14 protein-coding genes and 4 pseudogenes are annotated in these 19,516 nt (G+C 61.4%); 11 read left to right on the top strand and 7 right to left on the bottom strand.

Annotation, left to right across the window (positions count from 1 at the left end; translation table 11 throughout):
• Positions 1-71 precede the first annotated feature (71 nt).
• The 3 genes from LB528_RS26665 (at position 72) to LB528_RS26655 (ending at position 3,654) form a co-directional block, all read left to right on the top strand.
• Positions 72-1,832 carry an AMP-binding protein gene (locus LB528_RS26665; RefSeq protein ID WP_224716887.1) on the top strand — a complete coding sequence of 587 codons (1,761 nt, stop codon included), beginning with the start codon at positions 72-74 and terminating at the stop codon, positions 1,830-1,832.
• 10 nt (positions 1,833-1,842) lie between these two features.
• A complete protein-coding gene (locus tag LB528_RS26660) occupies positions 1,843-2,466 on the top strand; it encodes a poly-gamma-glutamate hydrolase family protein (RefSeq protein ID WP_224515671.1) in 624 nt (207 codons plus the stop codon).
• 231 nt (positions 2,467-2,697) lie between these two features.
• Entirely contained in the window at positions 2,698-3,654 is a 957-nt protein-coding gene (locus LB528_RS26655; RefSeq protein WP_224716886.1) for a calcium:proton antiporter, read from the top strand.
• Positions 3,655-3,832: 178 nt separating this feature from the next.
• On the opposite strand, the gene LB528_RS26650 is transcribed toward LB528_RS26655, so the two are convergent.
• From LB528_RS26650 to LB528_RS26635, 4 genes are all read right to left on the bottom strand, one after another.
• Positions 3,833-4,663, bottom strand: a complete 831-nt coding sequence (locus LB528_RS26650) for an HNH endonuclease (RefSeq protein ID WP_224716885.1) — start codon at positions 4,661-4,663, stop codon at positions 3,833-3,835.
• A gap of 44 nt (positions 4,664-4,707) precedes the next feature.
• The gene (locus LB528_RS26645) at positions 4,708-5,589 is read right to left on the bottom strand and encodes an AAA family ATPase (protein ID WP_224716884.1); all 882 of its coding nucleotides are present in this window, start codon (positions 5,587-5,589) and stop codon (positions 4,708-4,710) included.
• 110 nt (positions 5,590-5,699) lie between these two features.
• Entirely contained in the window at positions 5,700-6,203 is a 504-nt protein-coding gene (locus LB528_RS26640) for a hypothetical protein (RefSeq protein WP_224716883.1), read from the bottom strand.
• A 197-nt stretch (positions 6,204-6,400) separates the two neighbouring features.
• Positions 6,401-7,309, bottom strand: a complete 909-nt coding sequence (locus LB528_RS26635; RefSeq protein ID WP_224515659.1) for a hydrogen peroxide-inducible genes activator — start codon at positions 7,307-7,309, stop codon at positions 6,401-6,403.
• A gap of 173 nt (positions 7,310-7,482) precedes the next feature.
• Here LB528_RS26635 and katG point away from each other — a divergent pair, with 173 nt between their 5' ends.
• The gene (katG, locus tag LB528_RS26630) at positions 7,483-9,690 is read left to right on the top strand and encodes a catalase/peroxidase HPI (RefSeq protein ID WP_224716882.1); all 2,208 of its coding nucleotides are present in this window, start codon (positions 7,483-7,485) and stop codon (positions 9,688-9,690) included.
• A gap of 66 nt (positions 9,691-9,756) precedes the next feature.
• On the opposite strand, the gene LB528_RS26625 is transcribed toward katG, so the two are convergent.
• The gene (locus LB528_RS26625; protein WP_224515654.1) at positions 9,757-10,434 is read right to left on the bottom strand and encodes an MIP family channel protein; all 678 of its coding nucleotides are present in this window, start codon (positions 10,432-10,434) and stop codon (positions 9,757-9,759) included.
• 331 nt (positions 10,435-10,765) lie between these two features.
• Between LB528_RS26625 and LB528_RS26620 the strand changes: the two genes are divergently transcribed.
• From LB528_RS26620 to LB528_RS26600, 5 genes and pseudogenes are all read left to right on the top strand, one after another.
• Positions 10,766-12,058, top strand: coding sequence for an RsmB/NOP family class I SAM-dependent RNA methyltransferase (locus LB528_RS26620; protein ID WP_224716881.1), 1,293 nt, complete (start codon positions 10,766-10,768; stop codon positions 12,056-12,058).
• Between the two features lie 91 nt (positions 12,059-12,149).
• Positions 12,150-12,610 (top strand): annotated as a pseudogene (locus LB528_RS26615) (PaaI family thioesterase).
• A gap of 3 nt (positions 12,611-12,613) precedes the next feature.
• Complete coding sequence (locus LB528_RS26610; protein ID WP_224716880.1) at positions 12,614-13,252, top strand: 5'-methylthioadenosine/S-adenosylhomocysteine nucleosidase; 639 nt, start codon at positions 12,614-12,616, stop codon at positions 13,250-13,252.
• A 69-nt stretch (positions 13,253-13,321) separates the two neighbouring features.
• Positions 13,322-14,887 (top strand): glutamine-hydrolyzing GMP synthase, encoded by a 1,566-nt coding sequence (guaA, locus tag LB528_RS26605; RefSeq protein WP_224716879.1) that lies wholly within the window; start codon positions 13,322-13,324, stop codon positions 14,885-14,887.
• Between the two features lie 293 nt (positions 14,888-15,180).
• Positions 15,181-15,943, top strand: a pseudogene (locus LB528_RS26600) (tyrosine-type recombinase/integrase); the annotation flags it as partial.
• Here the strand turns inward: LB528_RS26600 and LB528_RS26595 are convergent.
• Both LB528_RS26595 and LB528_RS26590 read right to left on the bottom strand, forming a co-directional pair.
• Positions 15,871-16,791 (bottom strand): integrase, encoded by a 921-nt coding sequence (locus tag LB528_RS26595; protein ID WP_224716878.1) that lies wholly within the window; start codon positions 16,789-16,791, stop codon positions 15,871-15,873. The pseudogene LB528_RS26600 and the gene LB528_RS26595 overlap by 73 nt on opposite strands.
• Positions 16,792-16,882: 91 nt before the next feature.
• Positions 16,883-17,131, bottom strand: a pseudogene (locus LB528_RS26590) (hypothetical protein).
• A gap of 936 nt (positions 17,132-18,067) precedes the next feature.
• Here LB528_RS26590 and LB528_RS26585 point away from each other — a divergent pair.
• Positions 18,068-19,135 carry a cyclic nucleotide-gated potassium channel gene (locus tag LB528_RS26585; protein ID WP_224716877.1) on the top strand — a complete coding sequence of 356 codons (1,068 nt, stop codon included), beginning with the start codon at positions 18,068-18,070 and terminating at the stop codon, positions 19,133-19,135.
• Positions 19,136-19,222: 87 nt separating this feature from the next.
• Positions 19,223-19,413: pseudogene (locus LB528_RS26580) on the top strand (magnesium chelatase domain-containing protein); the annotation flags it as partial.
• Between the last annotated feature and the right edge of the window lie 103 nt (positions 19,414-19,516).

Below are 19,516 nucleotides of genomic sequence, written 5' to 3'. Positions count from 1 at the left end.
AGGGGGACCTTTGACGGATTTCCACCGCCCTCATCGGCTGATAGGCTGGCTTATCCCGGGAGGTGACGGCGATGCCGATCAAACTCGACGAGCTCATGAACGCCACCAATCTGCGCAAAACGCGCAACAGCTTCATTGCTCCGGTTGGCGGCAAGGCGCATGTGTCGGGCGACCGCTCGGTGCCCCTGCTCGACAAGACCATCCCTGAATTGTTTTCCGAAACGGTGAGCAGATACGCGACGCTCGACGCTGCCGTCTTCGTCGGCCAGGACAAGCGCTTCACGTGGAGCGAGCTGTCGGATGCGGTCGACGCCTTGGCCGCCGGTTTCCTGGCGCTTGGGCTGGAAAAGGGCGACCGCGTCGGCATCTGGTCGCCAAACCGCTGGGAATGGCTGGTGACGCAGTTCGCCACCGCCCGCATCGGCTTGATCCTGGTCAACATCAACCCGGCCTATCGGCTGACCGAGCTCGAATACGCATTGAACAAAGTCAGCTGCAAGGCGCTGGTTACCGCCGCTCAGTTCAAGACCTCCGACTACCTCGGCATGATCGAGACATTGGCGCCTGAACTAGCCAGGGCCGAGCCTGGCAAGCTCAAGGCGAAGAAACTGCCGGCGCTCAAGATCGTCATCCGCATGGGCGACGACAACTCGCCCGGCATGTTCAATTTCGGTGACGTGCTCGCCATGGCCGGCCGCGACGAGCATGACAGCCTCGACCGCATCTCCGAAGGCCTGAAGCCCGGCGAGGCCATCAACATCCAGTTCACCTCCGGCACCACCGGCGCGCCGAAGGGCGCGACGCTGACGCATTCCAACATCGTCAACAACGGCAATTTCGTCACCTCGGCGATAAAGCTCACCGTCGACGATCGGCTCTGCATCCCGGTGCCGCTCTATCACTGCTTCGGCATGTCGATGGGCACGATGGGCTGTGTGTCGAAAGGCGCGACAATGGTCTTCCCGGGCGAGGGTTTTGACGCCGGCGCGACGCTCAAGGCGGTCGCGCAGGAACGCTGCACCGGCCTCTACGGCGTGCCGACCATGTTCGTCGCCATGCTCGACCATGCGGATTTTTCGAGCTTCGACCTCTCCAGCCTGCGCACCGGCATCATGGCCGGCTCGCCATGCCCGATCGAGGTGATGAAGAAGGTGGTGTCGCTGATGCATATGAGCCAGGTGACCATCGCCTATGGCATGACCGAGACCAGTCCTGTCTCCTTCCAAAGCAGCGTCGACGATCCGCTGGAAAAGCGCGTCTCCACCGTCGGCCGCATCCACCCGCATGTCGAGGTCAAGGCGATCGGCGCCGACGGCGCCACCGTCGCGGTCGGCGAGCCGGGCGAGCTCTGCACGCGCGGCTATTCGGTGATGAAGGGCTATTGGGACGACGCCGAAAAGACCCGCGAGGCGATCGACGCCGACGGCTGGATGCACACCGGCGACCTCGCCACCATCGACGCCGAGGGCTATTGCAACATCGTCGGCCGGGCGAAGGACATGGTCATCCGCGGCGGCGAGAACGTCTATCCGCGCGAGGTCGAGGAATTCCTTTATCGCCATCCCAAGATCAAGGAAGTGCAGGTCTTCGGCATCCCGGACGACAAATATGGCGAGGAGCTCTGCGCCTGGATCGTGCTGAAGCCCGACCAGATCGCCACCGCCGAGGAGATCAAGGCCTTCTGCGCCGGCCAGATCGCGCATTACAAGGTGCCGCGCTACATCCGCTTCCGCACCGAGCTGCCGATGACGGTGACCGGCAAGCCGCAGAAGTTCCTGATGCGCGAGGCGATGGTGGAGGAACTGGGACTGGTGGCGCAGAAGACGGCGTGAAACGGCATCCATGGACAACGAGTTTCCAAATTTCGCGGCGCTCAAAGCCGCCAAAATCGAAAACATAGATTATCGCATCATCGTCCGGCGTGGCGCGCGAACCGGCGGTGCGATCGTCATGGCTCCGCATGGCGGCAAAATCGAGCCTCGCACCTCGCTGATCACCGAGACGATAGCAGGGGCCGATCTCGATATGTATTGCTTTGAAGGGCTGATGCCGGAAAGCAACAGGGAACTGCATATAACGTCCAGGAACTTTGACGAGGCAACCGCGCTCGAACTGTTGCGGACGAAGTCCACCGTCGTCGCTATCCACGGCCGTCAGGATCGCGACGATTTCTCGACAGTCTACCTGGGCGGCAAGGACGCCGCGCTGGTTTCAGAGTTAGCCGGGCGTCTGCAAGAGGCCGGTTTCCAGACAAAAAGGGACAACCATCCCTTTCCCGGTCTCCAGGATACCAACATCGTCAACCGCGGGCTAACCGGGAAAGGAGCGCAACTGGAAGTGCCCTTCTCGCTGCGCCGCCGATTGGGGACCGAGCCGGAACTTCTGCAAAAATTCTGTGGGGCGGTTCGCAAGGCCATCGAGACGTTCGACGCCATAAACGGCGCCCGGTCCCCAATCATGTTTTGAAATGCTGCAAGGATGCCCATGAGAGGTGCTCCCCACGCGCTTTTCCGCTAAGCTCGCGCAAACGCCTGGCATTCGGGGGCTTCGATGACTGGTTACGGGCGATCGGTGACTTCCTACACAATGCCGTTGGCCGCGCTGGCAATGGCTTTCGCGGTCAGGGCCAGCGGCCTTTCGGTCGACGAAGGGTCGCTGAATACCAGGATCCTCGTCGGAGCGCTGTCGAGCGCCATCATGTTCACCACCATTTTCGTCGTGCTCGACCACGCCGAGGCAGTCGCCTTGCGCGTGGGCGAGCCCTATGGAACTTTGGTGCTGACTTTTGCGGTGACGGCAATCGAAGTGTCGATCATCGTCTCCATGATGCTGCATGGAGAAAACAACCCGACGCTGGCGCGCGAGTCCGTTTTCTCGACAGTGATGATCACCTCCACCGGCGTCGTCGGCATTTGTCTCACGCTTGGCGGCTGGCGCTACCGCAAGCAGGCGATCCTCCGGCAAGGCACCAACGCATACCTGTCGGTTCTGATCGCGCTGACCGTGATGACGCTTATTCTTCCGACCTACACCCAGGCTACCGATCCCGGCACGTTTTCGGCGGCTCAGCTTGGTTTCGTCAGCGTCCTTTCGGTGTTGCTCTATGCGAGCTTCGTGTTTGCCCAGACCGTCCGGCACCGGGAGGACTTCGTCCAGGGGCAGGCGCACGACGTTCCGACGCGGACCGCGTCCCACAAAAGCATTCTCGTCAGCGCCCTGCTGCTGTTGAGCGGGCTCATCGGCATTGTCCTGCTCGCCGAGCAGGTCGCCGCGAGCGTGGAGGATGCGCTCGCCGCCTATAAAGTGACCCAGGCCGACAGCATCGTGGGAGCAATGATCGCGGCACTGGTTTTGATGCCGGAGGCGATCTCGGCGATCCGGGCCGCCTTCAACAATGAGCTGCAGCGCAGCCTGAACGTCGCGATGGGCTCGGCCTGCGCCACGATCGGTTTAACAATACCGGCGGTCGCGGCCGCCAGCCTGCTGACGGGCAGGGGGCTGACCCTGGGGCTCCCGGCGTCCGATGCCGTGCTTCTGGTGCTGGCGCTTTTCATCTGCAGCGTCAGCTTCAGCACCGAAAGAACGACGTTCCTGACCGGCATGGTCCATGTCGTGGTGTTTTTCACCTATGTGTTTCTGATCTTTGTGCCGTGAGAACTGGCCGCGATCGGATGAGTGGCGGGTAGCGGTCCACAAGCCATCCTTGCTATCGCCGTCCACTCCGCATGCCCGACCGCTTCCGCGCCAAGACTCGCCATCCGCGGCGGCGAAGACGTTATTCGTCCGAGATGAAAAGATTTCTCTATTGGCCCCAATGGGCGGCGTGGACTTATCAGTATCCGCCCCCGCAAAACCAGTCCGAATTGGCCAGCGCAATATACATCGCGGTTTGCCAGGAATTAATGTTAGCTGCCCAGCTACTTTCCGCCCGCCGTATAAGCTCGGCTCGAATATCATCCGTTGTACCGCGCTCTGCGATACGCTGCAGTCCGTATCGAATGTTTGTAAGTTCCACGGCAGAGTGTGAGGCATACAAAGCGCCCAATCCAAATTTCTGGAAATGTAAACGCAGTCGCTTTTTCATCGTCTCTGGCCAATGAGGCGGCGGATCGGGCGTGTACAGAAGCGCGGCAGGGCTGCGTTCTTCAACAATTGCACAAAGCCAAAGTTCATCATCCACGTTGTCGAAATAAGGATGCAGCGTTTGCTGGTCCGCGCCCGTAGGCTGCGCATCAAGCTTCGCCTTGTTGCAGTCCCCGCAAGCGGGGACCAAATTCGCAGGCGTGATCACGAATGCGGCATGATGCGATTGTGCGAGGTAGTGATCGAGTGTCCCCACCGTTCGTTGACCGCACATAGGACAGATATCATTTGGTGGAAGCTTTTTGATAGCATCATAGATGTAGCGCGTGCCTTTGCTCTTCACAAAGGTCCCTTTATATACCCGCTTCATATCTTCTATAGTCATAGCCCCAACGCTGGTTGACTGAGCTATGGTGAAAAGCGTCTCGGCTGTTCCATGTTGCCTATAAGTTATCTCGGCTTTTTCAATTTGCTCACCGATGTGTTCAAGGCGAGCTGAGAGGTCTTTATCCTGGATGCTCTTGGCGCATTGATTGACGACATTGCGAGCTGAATATGCAGGAAGTATGAGTCGACGCATAGATTGCTATATTCCGGCGTCGCGCTCGGCTACGAGGGCCTGGACTATCGCCCGCGCCTCGGCGCCGAGTTGCCCTCCAAAATGTTCCAAGACTGCATCATACCCAAGACCTCGTTGGTTAACTGCAGAGTCAAGCATCTGGTGAAAGCCAGATTTCGTAACCTCGAAAACACTTCGCGTGTCAGAATGCCAACATTTTCGCCAAAGGTCTCGATTGATGGGCGCTCAGCCACCGAAACGCGCCCGGAACGACGGAGTTTCCATGCGCAAGACTGCGGCACTTCTTGCAGAACTACCGGGGAGTGAGTGGCAACTATGGCTACTCCGTTTCGCTTAACTAAAAGGTCAGATAACGCGCGGATAAAAGCAGATAGCAAAGGCGGGTTAAGGTGACCCTCCGGTTCGTCGAGTAGTACAAGTGTTCGCTCATCTACGAGCTCGACCAAGCGAGTTATAGTGAGTAGCACGATCGCATGGCCCGAGCTCAGTCTTTTGTATAATAGAACTGCCTCTTCGCCCCAATTTTCATCGTCCAAATCCAGGAGCGTCGCAACGTTTGCCTCGGCAAAAAGATCGTCTGTTTCAAGCGTTTCTACCGCTGCGCGCCAGCGCATTGATCGTAGTCCCTGACGGCAGGAGGCAAAGCTCTCTTGAAAGTCCATCGCGAGATCAGCTGGAGTTTTTCGCGTCATGAACTCTGTATCGTTTTCGTCGGTTTGCCATTGGAGGAGGCCAACCTGACTTGAGCGGATCAAGTCATTCGCAAGCGGGCGAAGATCAAAGTCATCGAATGCACTGAATGAAATCATAACTAAGCCCGAGAAAGACCATTCCTCCCCCTCAGCGGCGACGACAGCAATATCACCGATTGACTCATCGTCTTCTTCCAGTTTTCGACCAAGCAATGCGGTCGCGATCCCTCGCATGCATCGAGTCTTGCCAACACCATTGCGCCCAATAAGAACGTGGACATTTGTCGGTGGCTCCGTCTCAGGTATAATGTTAAACCCGATGACCGGTGGGGTAACTTCGTCACCTATTCAAAGTTAAATTCTGTTAGCGTGGCATCTCCGCGAGAGAGTCTATTTAAGCGGCCACGAATATTACGTGTGTCAACGCTACGAAGCAACGAGCGTTGCATAACCTGTTGGTCACGAGCTGAGTTGAAAATATCCAAGTCAAACGCACAATCGCGCAAGCCTAGAAGTACCCGATCTCGCTGAGAGATAGACAAGCTATTCAGAGTTTCATAGTAGTTCTCGTCTTGCCCCAGCGAGAAGAACCGATCGTCAAGGCTATCGAAAGTGTTATCTAATTCCGGCGAGCGAGCACCTGGGCCCACTGCCCCTGACGGTCGCAAACCATCTTGACCAATTTTTACAGAGCCAACCCGATGTCGGGTTCCTTGCTCATCAAATACCCAAAGGGTGAACATGGTTCGATAGCTGAACCAGTCATCCCAATTGTCTACGACGAGAAATGCTGCGTCATACGCTTCGGTGGGCACCTCAGTGAAGTTATTTGCAACGGTGAAGAACATTCTCGTCTATCACCTGACGCTTCTTCGCAAGCCAAGGGGACGTAAACATTCGTCGTTCTGCAACGGATCTCGGTACAAAATACGTTGCCCTACAAAGTGTTTGGTGCTGAGAAAGTGCTAAAACGGGAGGCGCGCGAGACCATGGCGCCTGCGAACGATCGGGCGATCCAAGGCGACTCTTAAATTATCTCTGACAGTCACGCCGCAAGCACCGCACGGTCCAGCCTGCGTATGATCCGCGCCAGTTCAACGCACTCGTCCTGCCTTACCTTGTTGCGGCGCCAGGCCATGCAGATCATGCGCTGCGGCATCGGCTCTTGGAACGGCACGATCCTCAGATCCGGCATGACGCCGGCCGCACTTGTCGCCATTTCCGGCACCAGCGTGACGCCGAGCCCATGCGCCACCATCTGCAGGAGCGTCGTCAGGCTTGTCGCGCCATAGCTTGCCATCGCCACCGGCCGCACATTGCCGCAGATGGCCAGGGCCTGCTCGCGCAGGCAGTGGCCTTCCTCCAGAAGCATCAGCCGCTCCAGCGCCGGGCTTTCGGGCGGCACCGGCGGTGAGGCGAAGGCCGGATCTCCGGCGGGAACGGCGAGGAAGAAGCGGTCGGGGAAAAGCGCTTCGGTGACGATCGCCGGCTGATCGAGCGGCAAGGCCGCGATGAAGGCGTCGAGCCGGCCGGTGGCCGCGTCCTCGACCAGCGACGCGGTCACCGCCTCGCGCAATTCGAGCTGCAGGAAAGGATAGTGCCTTTTCAGCTCCGGGAGCACATGCGGCAGGAGATAGGGCGCGACCGTCGGAATGATGCCCAGCCGGAAGCGTCCTTGCATGGTCGGGCGGCCGCGCCGGGCAGTCGTCTCGACGTCACGTATATCGGCCAGAATGCGCTCGATTCGCGGCTGCAGGGCAAGCGCCTCGTCGGTCATGCGCACCGCCTTGCCGCCGCGCTCGAACAACAGGCAGTTCAGGCGCCCTTCCATCTCGGCGATCTGCGCGGAAAGGGCCGGCTGACTGACGCCGGCAAGCTTCGCCGCGCGGCCGAAATGCAGCGTCTGCGCCAGCGCGTCGAAATACTGCATTTGCCGGACGGTGAGGCCAATCATAAGAAAATCCTATCAAACGAAACAGGAAAGGCAATTTGTCTTTATCGGCAGGCCGGCCTAGTCTGGAATCATTCCAGGTTGGCGTGGCCAGCGGCTGCCCCCGAAATTTCGGGAAAAATCAACCTCGGCAAAATGCAACCACGGCAAAACCTCGGCAGAATCGGGAGACTAAGATGGACGCGAAAACCGACGACAATAGCGCTGGCAAATGCCCGGTGGCGCACGGATCCAGACGGAGCAACCGTGACTGGTGGCCGAACCAGCTCGACCTTGCTGTCCTGCATCAGCAATCGAACCTCTCGGACCCGATGGACGAAGATTTCGACTACGCCAAGGAGTTCGCGAGCCTCGACCTCGATGCGGTGATCGCAGACCTGCACAAGGTCATGACGGATTCGCAGGACTGGTGGCCGGCCGACTTCGGCCATTACGGGCCGCTCTTCATCCGCATGGCCTGGCACAGCGCCGGCACCTATCGCATCGGCGACGGCCGCGGCGGCGCCGGCGCCGGTCAGCAGCGCTTCGCGCCGCTGAACAGCTGGCCGGACAACGCCAACCTCGACAAGGCGCGCCGGCTGCTGTGGCCGGTCAAGCAGAAATACGGCCGCAAGATCTCCTGGGCCGACCTTCTGATCCTCACCGGCAACGTCGCGCTGGAATCGATGGGCTTCAAGGCCTTCGGCTTTGCCGGTGGCCGCGCCGACGTGTGGGAGCCGGAGCAGGACGTGGATTGGGGCTCCGAAACCAAGTGGCTCGGCGACGAGCGCTATTCTGGCGACCGTGAGCTTCGCGGCCATCTCGGCGCCGTCCAGATGGGCCTGATCTACGTCAACCCGGAAGGCCCGAACGGCAAGCCGGATCCGGTCGCCGCCGCGCGCGACATCCGCGAGACCTTCGGCCGCATGGCCATGAACGACGAGGAAACCGTGGCACTGATCGCTGGCGGCCACACCTTCGGCAAGACGCATGGCGCCGGCGACGCCTCGCTGGTGGGCGCCGAGCCGGAAGGCGCCGGCATCGAAGCGCAGGGCCTCGGCTGGTCGAGCAAATATGCCTCCGGCATTGCCGGCGACGCCATCACCTCGGGCCTCGAGGTCACCTGGACGACGACGCCGACCAAATGGAGCAACAATTTCTTCGACAATCTCTTCAACTATGAATGGGAGCTGACGAAGAGCCCGGCCGGCGCCCATCAGTGGACGCCGAAAGGCGGCGCCGGCGCCGGTACCGTTCCGGACGCCCACAATCCCTCCAAGCGTCGCGCGCCGGCCATGCTCACCACCGACCTCGCGCTGCGTTTCGACCCGGCCTACGAGAAGATCTCGCGCCGCTTCCACCAGAACCCGGACCAGTTCGCCGACGCCTTCGCCCGCGCCTGGTTCAAGCTCACTCATCGCGACATGGGCCCGGTCGTGCGCTATCTCGGCCCGCTCGTGCCCAAGGAAGAGCTGATCTGGCAGGATCCGATCCCGGCCATCGACCATGGGCTGGTAAGCGAGTCCGACATCGCTGCGCTCAAGGCCAAGATCCTGGCCTCCGGCCTGTCGGTGTCGGAGCTGGTCTCGACCGCCTGGGCCTCGGCCTCGACCTTCCGCGGCTCGGACAAGCGCGGCGGCGCCAATGGCGGCCGCATCCGTCTGGCGCCCCAGAAGGATTGGGAGGTCAACGAGCCGGCCCAGCTCGCCAAGGTGCTGGCCAAGCTGGAAGCCATCCAGAAGGAGTTCAACGCAGCCCAGACCGGCGACAAGAAGGTCTCGCTCGCCGATCTGATCGTGCTTGGCGGCGTCGCCGCGGTCGAGAAGGCGGCGAAGGACGGCGGCAACGAGGTCAAGGTGCCCTTCACGCCGGGCCGCATGGATGCTTCGCAAGAGCAGACGGACGTCGCCTCCTTCGCGGCGCTGGAGCCGAAGGTCGACGGCTTCCGCAACTATGCCCGCGGTACGTTGCCGATGTCGGTCGAAGCGATGCTGGTTGATCGCGCCCAGTTGCTGACGCTGACGGCGCCGGAGATGACGGTGCTTGTCGGCGGCTTGCGCGTGCTCGGCGCCAATGCCGGCGGCTCGAAGCACGGCGTCTTCACCGACAGGCCGGGCACGCTCACCAACGACTTCTTTGTCAACCTGCTCTCGATGGCGACCGTCTGGGACCCGGCGGCCGGCTCCGAGCCCGGTTCGGACGAGGTCTACGAAGCGCGCGACCGCAAGACCAAAGAGGTGAAGTGGACCGGCACCCGTGCCGACTTGATCTTCGGCTCGCACGCGCAGCTGCGCGCGCTTTCAGAAGTCTACGCCTCGGCCGACGCCAAGGCCAAGTTCGTCAAGGATTTCGTCAAGGCCTGGACGAAGGTGATGAACGCCGACCGCTTCGACATCGCGAAATAAGGTCGTAACCTCCCAAGCAAAAGGCGCGGGGTCATGCCCGCGCCTTTCACTTTCATCGAACTGCGGTCAGTCCTTTTCGAACATGCCGGCCTTGGCGACGACACCGGCGACCGCCCCGCCGATCAGCGGCGCGACGATGAACAGCCAGAGCTGGCTGAGCGCAGCACCACCCGAAAACAGCGCCGGGCCGATCGAGCGGGCCGGATTGACCGAGGTACCGGTCACCGGGATCATGGCGAAGTGGATGCCCGCCAGCGTCAGGCCGATGACCAGGCCGGCAAAGGCGGTGGTATGCTTGGCGTTGGTGACGCCGAGGATCACCGTGACAAAGGTGAAGGTGCCGATCAGCTCCCACAGGAAGGCCGAGCTCATGCCCCATTTCGTTTCGTCCCAGCCATTGGCGCCGAAGCCGCCGGTGTGGCCGCCGGCCTGGCCGGAAACGATGATCCACAGCGCCAGCGAGGCGATGATGGCGCCGATGATCTGCGCGATCCAGTAGGGGACGACGTCCTTGGCCGGCATCCGTCCCGCCAGGAACACGCCCAGCGTCACCGCCGGATTGAGATGCGCGCCCGAGATCGGGCCGATCGCATAGGCCGCGGCAATCAGGCCGATGCCGAATGCCAGGCCGATGCCTTCCTGTCCGAGCGGCAGCGCGCCGCCGAAACCGCCCGTGACCACGGAGGCGGTGCCGATGAACACCAACAAAAACGTGCCGAGAACTTCTGCCAGATAAGTCTTCATTGCCCTCTCCTCATAGGATCCGCCAAACCGCGTTTCCTGCGTCGCGAATCACTGCCGGAAGAGTATTCCTGCGGACAACACTTGGAAAGATGACAGGTTAAGCCTGTGGGCTTCCTTACAGACGTCAATCAAAACATTAGAAGTCTTTCATATTCTGTTCGATTGTTCTGTTTCCTGGCTGCGCCGCTCATGGTGGAAAAACCGTTCGGCCAAATCGCCCGGTCCTGAAACATCATTTTCATCGGCAAGCCGAACGGAACTGTTTCAATCCCGGCCTGAAAGGCTTTATGAGCGGGCTGGAACCGATTTGTAACAGCTACGGAAAACGGGGATGCGACTGGGCGGAAGGCTGGCGGCGGCCATAGAGGTCCTTGAAGACATCGGCCGGCGGCACCGGCCGGTGGCCGACGCACTGCGCGACTGGGGCCTGTCGCATCGCTTCGCCGGCGGCGGCGATCGCGCGGCGATCGGCAACATCGTCTATGACGCGCTGCGCCGCAGGCGCTCGGCCGGCTGGCTGTTCGGCGAGGACACGCCGCGCGCCATCGGCTTCGGCGCGCTTCTGTTGGAGTGGGGGCAGACGGCGCAGTCGCTCAACGACGCGCTGGACGGCGATAAATTCGCGCCGCCGCTGCTCAGCGCGTCCGAGTTGAAGGCGGCGGCCGAGCGCAGGCTTGGCGACGCGCCCGATGCTGTGCGCGCCGACGTCCCGGACTGGTGCGCGCCGTTGCTCGAGCAGGCCTATGGCGACGCCTGGGTCGAGGAAGGCGCCGCTCTCGCGCAGCGCCCGCCGCTGGACCTGAGGGTCAACACGCTCCAGGCCGATCGCGCCAAGGTGCTGGCCGAGCTCCAGGGCACCGGTGCCGCGCCTACGGCGATCGCGCCGCATGGCATCCGCATCCCGCCGATCGACAGCGACGGCAGACATCCGAACGTGCAGGCCGAGCCCGCCTTCCAGAAAGGCTGGTTCGAAGTGCAGGATGAAGGCTCGCAGCTTGCCGCGGCGCTCGCGGGGGCTGCGCCCGGCATGCAGGTGCTCGACTATTGCGCCGGCGCCGGCGGCAAGACGCTGGCGCTGTCGGCCGAGATGGGCAATACAGGCCAGCTCTTTGCCCATGACGCGGAAAAGGTGCGGCTGGCGCCGATCTTCGAGCGCATCCGTCGCTCGCACAACCGCAACGTCCAGGTCGTCAGCAAGCCGGCGGAGCTTGCACCACTCACCGGGCATATGGACCTCGTGCTGATCGACGCGCCCTGCACCGGCAGCGGCACCTGGCGGCGCCGTCCCGACGCCAAATGGCGGCTGACCGAGCGTCAGCTCGATGCCCGCAAGGGTGAGCAGCAGGCGATCCTCGACACCGCGCAAGCTTTCGTCAAGCCGGGCGGCCTGCTGGTCTACATCACCTGTTCGGTGTTCGACGCCGAGAACGGCGAGCAGGTCGCGGCGTTCCGCGCGCGCCATGAAGGCTTCGCGCCGGTCGATCACCGCCAGCTCTGGGACAGCCGCTTCCGGGGCCATGAAGGAGCCGCGCGCATTGCCGATAGCGGCGGTATCTCGCTGTCGCCGGCGCTCAGCGGCACCGACGGGTTCTACCTCCACGCCCTGCGCAGGAGTGCTTCTTGAAGATGCCGACTTTTGCTGCGCTGCAGCATAAAAGATTGCCTGTCTTGCCCGGCTCTGCAATAACTTCGCCAGCAATATGAGGCAAAGCGCCATGGCAGCAGCCAAGATCGTACCCGCTCCGGATTTCGAGGAACGCGTCAGAGCGTCCTTTGCCCGCCAGAAGGCGATGGCGACGATCGGCGCCGAGCTGACGCTGGTGACGCCCGGCATCATCGAGATCGAAATGCCGTATTCAACTTCGCTGACCCAGCAGCACGGTTTCCTGCATGCCGGCGTCATCTCCACCGCGTTGGACTCCGCCTGCGGCTACGCGGCCTTTTCGCTGATGCCGGAGAATTCCGGCGTGCTGACCATCGAGTTCAAGGTGAACCTGCTCGCGCCGGGCAGGGGCGAGCGGTTCCTGTTCCGCGGCTCCGTGACGAAGCCCGGCCGCACCATCATCGTCGCCGATGGCCAGGCCTACGCCTTCGCAGCCGACGGCGAGGCCAAGCTGATCGCCACCTGACCGGCACGATGATGACGGTGGTCGGCCGCGACGGAATTGAAGGTTGAACCATGGCGGGTGCAGTTCAGATCGCCGGCAAGGCTGTTCTCTTCGTCATCGCGGCGGAGGCCGAATACGGCCCACACCTCAAAAATCTGTTCACGCCGCTGATGACCGGGGTCGGTCCGGTCGAAGCCGGTGTCAGGTTGGGCGCCGAGCTGGCCGCATTGAAGGCCGAGGGAGCACTGCCGGACTTGGTCGTCTCGCTGGGCTCGGCCGGCAGCCGCAAGCTGGAACAGACCGAAATCTACCAGGCCGTGTCGGTGAGCTATCGCGACATGGATGCCTCTCCGCTTGGCTTCCAGAAAGGGGCGACGCCTTTCCTCGACCTGCCGGTGACGGTGCCGCTGCCTTTCGTCATCCCGGGCATCAAGACCGCCTCGCTTTCGACCGGCGGCGCGATCATTTCCGGCGCCGCCTATGACGCTATCGATGCCGACATGGTCGACATGGAGACCTTCGCCTGCCTGCGCGCCTGCCATCTGTTCGGTGTGCCGCTGATTGGGCTCCGCGGCATTTCCGACGGCGCGGCCGATCTGCGCCACGTCAATGATTGGACGGAATATCTGCATGTGATCGATGAGAAGCTCGCTGCCGCCGTTGGCTTGCTGGAGCAGGCGATCGAATCCGGCGCGATCCGCCTGGGTTAGGCCCAAAGGGACTGAAAGCCGCAGCGCTGAGCCATTGCGCCGACTCGTTTCTTTCTCTAAAGGCTCGCCATGACGACGACAGCCAATCATCCCGACACCGTTCTGATTGTCGATTTCGGCAGCCAGTTCACGCAGCTCATCGCCCGCCGCATCCGCGAGGCCGGCGTCTTTTCCGAGATCGTGCCGTTCCAGTCGGCCGAAGCGGCCTTCAAGCGCATCAAGCCGAAAGCGGTGATCCTGTCGGGCGGCCCGGCTTCGACCACCGACATCGGCAGCCCGCGCGCGCCGCAGGTCGTCTTCGACGCCGGCGTGCCGGTGCTCGGCATCTGCTATGGCCAGATGGCGCTCTGCGTGCAGATGGGCGGCGTCGCCGAAAGCTCCAATCATCGCGAGTTCGGCCGCGCCTTCGTCGAGATCGAGAAGGAGAGCCCGCTGTTCGAAGGCCTGTGGGCGCCCGGCCAGCGCCATCAGGTGTGGATGAGCCATGGCGACCGCGTCATCGAACTGCCGCCGGGCTTCAAGGTGCTCGGCAAGTCGGAAAGCTCGCCCTTCGCGATCTTCGGCGATATCGAGCGCAAGATGTACGGCATCATGTTCCATCCGGAAGTGGTGCACACGCCGGACGGCGCCAGGCTGCTCAGGAACTTCGTCCACAACATCGCCGGCATCGAGGGCGACTGGACGATGCGCGCCTATCGCGAGCACGCGGTGGAGACGATCCGCAAGCAGGTCGGCAAGGGCAAGGTCATCTGCGCGCTTTCGGGCGGCGTCGACTCCTCCGTCGCGGCGCTTCTCATCCACGAGGCGGTCGGCGAGCAGCTGACCTGCATCCTCGTCGACCACGGCCTGATGCGCAAGGACGAGGCCAAGGGCGTGGTGGAGATGTTCCGCCAGCACTATAACCTGCCGCTGATCCTGGTCGATGCTTCCGACCGTTTCATCTCGGCGCTGGAAGGCGAGGCCGACCCCGAAAAGAAGCGCAAGACCATCGGCCGGCTATTCATCGAGGTGTTCGAGGAAGAGGCGAAGAAGCTCGGCGGCGCCGATTTCCTGGCCCAAGGCACGCTCTATCCCGACGTCATCGAGAGCGTCTCCTTCTCCGGCGGCCCGTCGGTGACGATCAAGTCGCACCACAATGTCGGCGGCCTGCCCGAGCGCATGAACATGAAACTGGTCGAACCGCTGCGCGAACTCTTCAAGGACGAGGTGAGGGCGCTCGGCAAGGAGCTCGGGCTGCCCGAGAGCTTCATCGGCCGCCATCCCTTCCCAGGCCCCGGCCTCGCCATTCGCTGCCCGGGCGGCATCACGCGCGAGAAGCTGGAAATCCTGCGCGAAGCCGACGCCATCTATCTCGACGAGATCCGCAAGGCCGGCCTCTACGACGCCATCTGGCAAGCCTTCGCCGTGCTGCTCCCGGTGCAGACGGTCGGCGTGATGGGCGACGGCCGCACCTATGAATTCGTCTGCGCATTGCGCGCCGTCACCTCCGTCGACGGCATGACGGCCGACTTCTACCACTACGACATGAACTTCCTCGCCGCCGCCGCCACCCGCATCATCAACGAGGTGCGCGGCATCAACCGGGTGGTGTATGACGTGACGTCGAAACCGCCGGGGACGATCGAGTGGGAATGATTCAGACCCACTCCAACGTCGCAGGAAACACGCCAATCTGCGACGGAAGGCATTGAAACAAAAATAAATCCCTCCGCGGACAATCGACCACAATCGGTGCGCAGAGATTGGCCGTGGCGGACCGCCTGATGGCCCTTCCGCGTATTGCTCGCTCGGATTTTCCAAAGTACCGTCTGTCCCGATGAGGCTCGTGACGGTACTTTTTTGCTTGTAAAGCATTGAAAATAAAGGAGAGTTCCTGCCACGCAGCCCCGAAATTGTACTGACGGTACTTTTTTCAGGAGGCAATGGGAATGCTGACGGATGCCGCTCTTAAGGCTCTGAAACCAAGAGAGAAAATGTACAAAATTGCGGACCGTGACGGCATGTATGTTCGCGTCATGCCCAGTGGCGCAATCTCGTTTCGACTGGACTACAGGCTCAACGGACGCCGCGAGACGGTCTATTTAGGCAGATATGGACGGGACGGAATCTCGCTTTCTCTGGCCCGAGAGAGGTGCCTCGACGCGAAGCGCGCCGTTAGGGAGGGACGATCGCCGGCAATCGAGAAGCAGCGCGCGAAACGTCGTCTCAAGGAGGCGAAGAGTTTTGGGGAGTTCGGCGAGAAATGGCTCAGTGCCGCTCCAATGGCCGACAGCACCCGAGCCATGCGCCGTTCCATCTTCGATCGCGAGCTTCTTCCGGTCTGGCGCAATCGCCTCCTGACGGAGATCACCCCGGACGATTTACGCGCCCACTGTGGTAGCATCGTTGAACGCGGCGCGCCGGCGACCGCCATCCATGTACGGGACATCCTGAAGCAGATTTACAGTTTCGCGATCCTGCACGGAGAGAAGGTGGCTAACCCAGCCGCTGAAGTTGGGCCCGCATCGATTGCCACGTTCGTACCTAAAGACCGCTCGCTTTCACCCTCGGAAATTCGTGATGCTGAAACAGCTCGAGCACATCGCCACACTTCCCACGATCCGTTTGGGCATGCGGCTCTACCTGCTTACGATGGTGCGGAAGAGCGAGTTGCAGGACGCGGTTTGGGATGAGGTCGGCGACTTTCTCAATCCATGCAGGGTCAGGCCCTTCGGCAGGCCGGCAAGCTTGCACCGATGCGCCAACACGCCAGTCAGCGACTTGGCGGAGAACGGCTCACCGTAGCCATTGACCAGGACGGTCTCGCCGCGCCTGTCGGCCGCATCCAGGATATCAGACAGCATCAGTGTGATCGGCACAAAAAGCCGCTTGCCGCCAGTTCGTCCCTTGTTCTTGGCTTGAACGATATCAAACCAGTCGAAGTGGCGCTCGACGCCATCGATGAAGAAACGGGTGCCCCTCTGGTCCCAGCGCAGGCCCGCAACGTCGCCGCGGTTGCCGAGCCAAAGCGCCAAACCATAACAAGTGCATGCTGCGATGCCGAGCTGCCAACGGTTTTCGAATTGCGCCATCACGTCGCGCGACCAAGCCTTCCAGCCAGCATAGGCAGGGTGCCACTCCACCGCTGCTGTGGGGTCGATTTCGATCCAATCTTGCCGCAGTGCGACATAGACCAGCTTGCGAATGCCCACCAACAGGTGCTTGGCCTTATGGGCCGTGGCGATGAACCGGCCAAGGAGTTCTTCGACATGGAAGCGTCTGAGGTTCTTAACCGGAACGTTGCGCCAGATGAGCGGGTGGTCAGGGACCACCCGCAGTTCTAAAAACTGTTCGATCAGCCAAGTGTTCTTGCGTTTGCTGGCCTCATCAAGCGCCAGCCACTTGACCGAGATCTTCAGCCGTTGAAAGGCGGCTCCAAACGTGCCGGGCAGCTCCGGGCATTTGGACGACGGGGGCCTTAGGGACTTTCCGGCCCTCGGCCGCCGCTTGGTATGCGTCCTTGAAACCGGGTTGATTGGGTGCGGGCAGGCTAACCACACGCTCCTTCGTCCGATAGCGCCAGCGAAGTTTCCCATGACGATCGGTGTAGGAGGAGAGGCCGGGATATTTGTCGGTCAGGGCAGAATGAATCTATTCCCTGCGCTGATTCCCTTGCAACGGGACGTCGACGATGTTTTCTTCATCGTCTCCAGGTAGTTCGCCAAAGGCCACTTCGAGTTTGAGCCGATCCCAAATCACGCGACCGTCAACTTTCTTCGGCTTCGGCATGCGGCGGTCAGCAACCATCTGGTCGAATTCGGGTTATGCCACGCCAACATATCGGGCGGCTTCTTCGCGTGAGAGGCCGCGAGGAGGATAGGAGAGGGTGTCGCTTTTCATGACCTCGCCGCCGGTATATGCCCGCCCTTGTGCGCGGACTTCCATTCAGAGATCAGGATCTAGATCGTATCAGCCACCGTCGGAAGGGCACCGATCAAGCTGTGCGGTAAATTGCGGTCAAGACGTACAAATAGGATGGTTGTGTGAGTTCAGGGGGTCGAGTCGGAAGAGCGCTACAAGCGTTCCCCACATTCGGAACCGGTCCCCTTTGCATATCGTGTGGCATCATAGCCATACCGTCAATTTGGTATCCGAACCGAATGCAGAAGAGCTAATAGGGAACTCTAACGGATTGATGGCGACTACCATGACTAAATGGTTGATAAGGCAACGTTATCATTCGTTTTTTGCTGGCCGACAGGCTGTGCGTTTTGGTGCGAAATTAATGGCAGAAAGCGAACGCGCGCTTTACCCTCGAACACATGGTTCGCTTCGATCCCGCGACCGCCAGCCCCGCCGCCCACCGTTCCGGCCTGGGACCGGCAACTCTATTTCCCCAAAGACGCGGCCTGCTCCAGGCCGATTTTTATGTTTCGGCGACCCTCTATAATCGCTTATCGCTATCAATCCAGCAGACTTTAAGTCTCTGGCCTGTTGCACCAACGGGAGAATCGTTCATCGAAGGAGCCAGCTGCTAGCTTTCTCAAATGAGGTCCGCTAACTGCGCCGTTGCCTGGCGCCTCACCATACGGCTTCGGATGCTTCGCTGTCTGCCGCTTAGGTTGGGATTTGATCTGGTGTTGAGCAGCGTTACACCGGTGCTGGCTCAGTCGGGACCAAGCCTTTAGATGGCACTTCGATTTAGCCATGCGGCCGACGCCCATGTCGATTTGCTAATGCCCGTTAGCGCTGCGCAGTCGCAGCGACCACAGGCACCTTTGCGCTTGCCTCGAAGGCATTCTATTTTTGCAAATTATAGCCGCTCGTGGGTATCGTATGTCGGTACTGCCTATCTTACGAATTTACGCGCCGCTCAACGCGGTGCTGGCCGCGCCTGGACTTCTGGCGGTGGCAGCGCTCACGGTACCGGACATGTCCGAACGAACCAGAGTGGCTCTGGCTGCCCTGCTCGCCGTCATTTGGGGCGCCTATCTCCTCCAAATGGTCGCGACGCTGCTCAAGCGCCGGGAAGGAGACGTTCGGGATAGGACGCCGGCAATCGCCGTCGATGTGCTCGCGGTTTTGATTCCACTCGCGGCATTTTTGCTCGTCGGCACACCGGACCGGAGCCTCTACTGTGCTGTCTGGCTGCTGAAACCGCTGCGCGACTCGACTTTCTTCCCAGTGCTGGGCAGAGTCCTGGCCAACGAAGCGCGCAATCTGATCGGCGTCACCACGCTCTTCGGTGTCGTTCTGTTCGGCGTCGCGCTCGCGGGCTATGTCATCGAACGCGGCATCCAGCCGGAAAAGTTCGGCAGCATCCCCCAGGCAATGTGGTGGGCGGTGGTCACGCTGTCTACTACCGGCTATGGCGACGCTATTCCGCAAAGCTTCGCCGGCCGCGTCCTTTCCGGGGCGGTCATGATGAGTGGCATCGGCATCTTCGCGCTCTGGGCCGGCATTCTTGCCACCGGCTTCTATCAAGAAGTCCGTCGCGGCGATTTCGTCCGGAATTGGCAATTGGTCGCTGCCGTACCGTTGTTTCAGAAGCTCGGCCCGGCCGTGCTGGTCGAGATCGTGCGCGCGTTAAGACCCCGCACGGTGCCGGCGGGCGCGGTGGTCTGCCGTATTGGCGAGCCTGGTGATCAGATGTTCTTTGTCGTGGAGGGCCGCGTCAGCGTCGCGACGCCGAACCCGGTGGAGCTTGGCCCCGGCGCCTTCTTCGGCGAGATGGCGCTGATCACCGGCGAACCGCGTATGGCGACCGTCAGCGCCGCAACGGTGGTCTCACTCCTGTCGCTGCACTCGGCGGATTTCCAGATGCTATGCGGCAGCAGCCCGGAAATCGCGGAAATCATCCGCAACACCGCCCTAGAGCGGCGCGGCACGGCACCGATGGCTTGACCATACTGGGCGCGCGGTCCCGGACTGTGTATCATCTCTGCCTAAGATCGCGATCAGACGGCGCCCCCTTCTCGTAATGTTCTTGCGATCGAGGCCGTGCCGGTCGATGTCCAGGTGATGATCGCGCCGGGCAAGGTCGCCATGCAGACCGTCAGCCTGCAGACAAGGCGCTGGCCGAAAGCCGCGAGCGCGTGCAGGCAGCACTCCATGCCTCGGGTCTATCGATGCCGTCGAAGAAGGTGACGGTCAACCTCGCGCCAGCGGATCTGCCCAAGGATCGCAAGGCCAAAAGGCAACAACAGCAGCTAGTCTCTCATGTTCCCTGTCAAGATTGAAGGCAAGAAGGCTCGCCTGCTTGGCAGGTTTGCCATGCAGTCGGAT

It is taken from the genome of Mesorhizobium sp. CA4 (assembly GCF_020165075.1).
In the GTDB taxonomy this organism is placed as follows: domain Bacteria; phylum Pseudomonadota; class Alphaproteobacteria; order Rhizobiales; family Rhizobiaceae; genus Mesorhizobium.
Note: the sequence above shows the minus strand (reverse complement) of the source record. Positions and strands in the feature narration are given on the sequence as shown.

What these genes read in the sequence shown, in the direction of transcription:
- LB528_RS26665 (WP_224716887.1), top strand. Translation starts at nt 72, where the DNA reads ATGCCGATCAAACTCGACGAGCTCATGAACGCCACCAATCTGCGCAAA.
- LB528_RS26660 (WP_224515671.1), top strand. Translation starts at nt 1,843, where the DNA reads ATGGACAACGAGTTTCCAAATTTCGCGGCGCTCAAAGCCGCCAAAATC.
- LB528_RS26655 (WP_224716886.1), top strand. Translation starts at nt 2,698, where the DNA reads ATGTTCACCACCATTTTCGTCGTGCTCGACCACGCCGAGGCAGTCGCC.
- LB528_RS26650 (WP_224716885.1), bottom strand. Translation starts at nt 4,663, where the DNA reads ATGCGTCGACTCATACTTCCTGCATATTCAGCTCGCAATGTCGTCAAT.
- LB528_RS26645 (WP_224716884.1), bottom strand. Translation starts at nt 5,589, where the DNA reads ATGCGAGGGATCGCGACCGCATTGCTTGGTCGAAAACTGGAAGAAGAC.
- LB528_RS26640 (WP_224716883.1), bottom strand. Translation starts at nt 6,203, where the DNA reads ATGTTCTTCACCGTTGCAAATAACTTCACTGAGGTGCCCACCGAAGCG.
- LB528_RS26635 (WP_224515659.1), bottom strand. Translation starts at nt 7,309, where the DNA reads ATGATTGGCCTCACCGTCCGGCAAATGCAGTATTTCGACGCGCTGGCG.
- katG (WP_224716882.1), top strand. Translation starts at nt 7,483, where the DNA reads ATGGACGCGAAAACCGACGACAATAGCGCTGGCAAATGCCCGGTGGCG.
- LB528_RS26625 (WP_224515654.1), bottom strand. Translation starts at nt 10,434, where the DNA reads ATGAAGACTTATCTGGCAGAAGTTCTCGGCACGTTTTTGTTGGTGTTC.
- LB528_RS26620 (WP_224716881.1), top strand. Translation starts at nt 10,766, where the DNA reads ATGCGACTGGGCGGAAGGCTGGCGGCGGCCATAGAGGTCCTTGAAGAC.
- LB528_RS26610 (WP_224716880.1), top strand. Translation starts at nt 12,614, where the DNA reads ATGGCGGGTGCAGTTCAGATCGCCGGCAAGGCTGTTCTCTTCGTCATC.
- guaA (WP_224716879.1), top strand. Translation starts at nt 13,322, where the DNA reads ATGACGACGACAGCCAATCATCCCGACACCGTTCTGATTGTCGATTTC.
- LB528_RS26585 (WP_224716877.1), top strand. Translation starts at nt 18,068, where the DNA reads ATGTCGGTACTGCCTATCTTACGAATTTACGCGCCGCTCAACGCGGTG.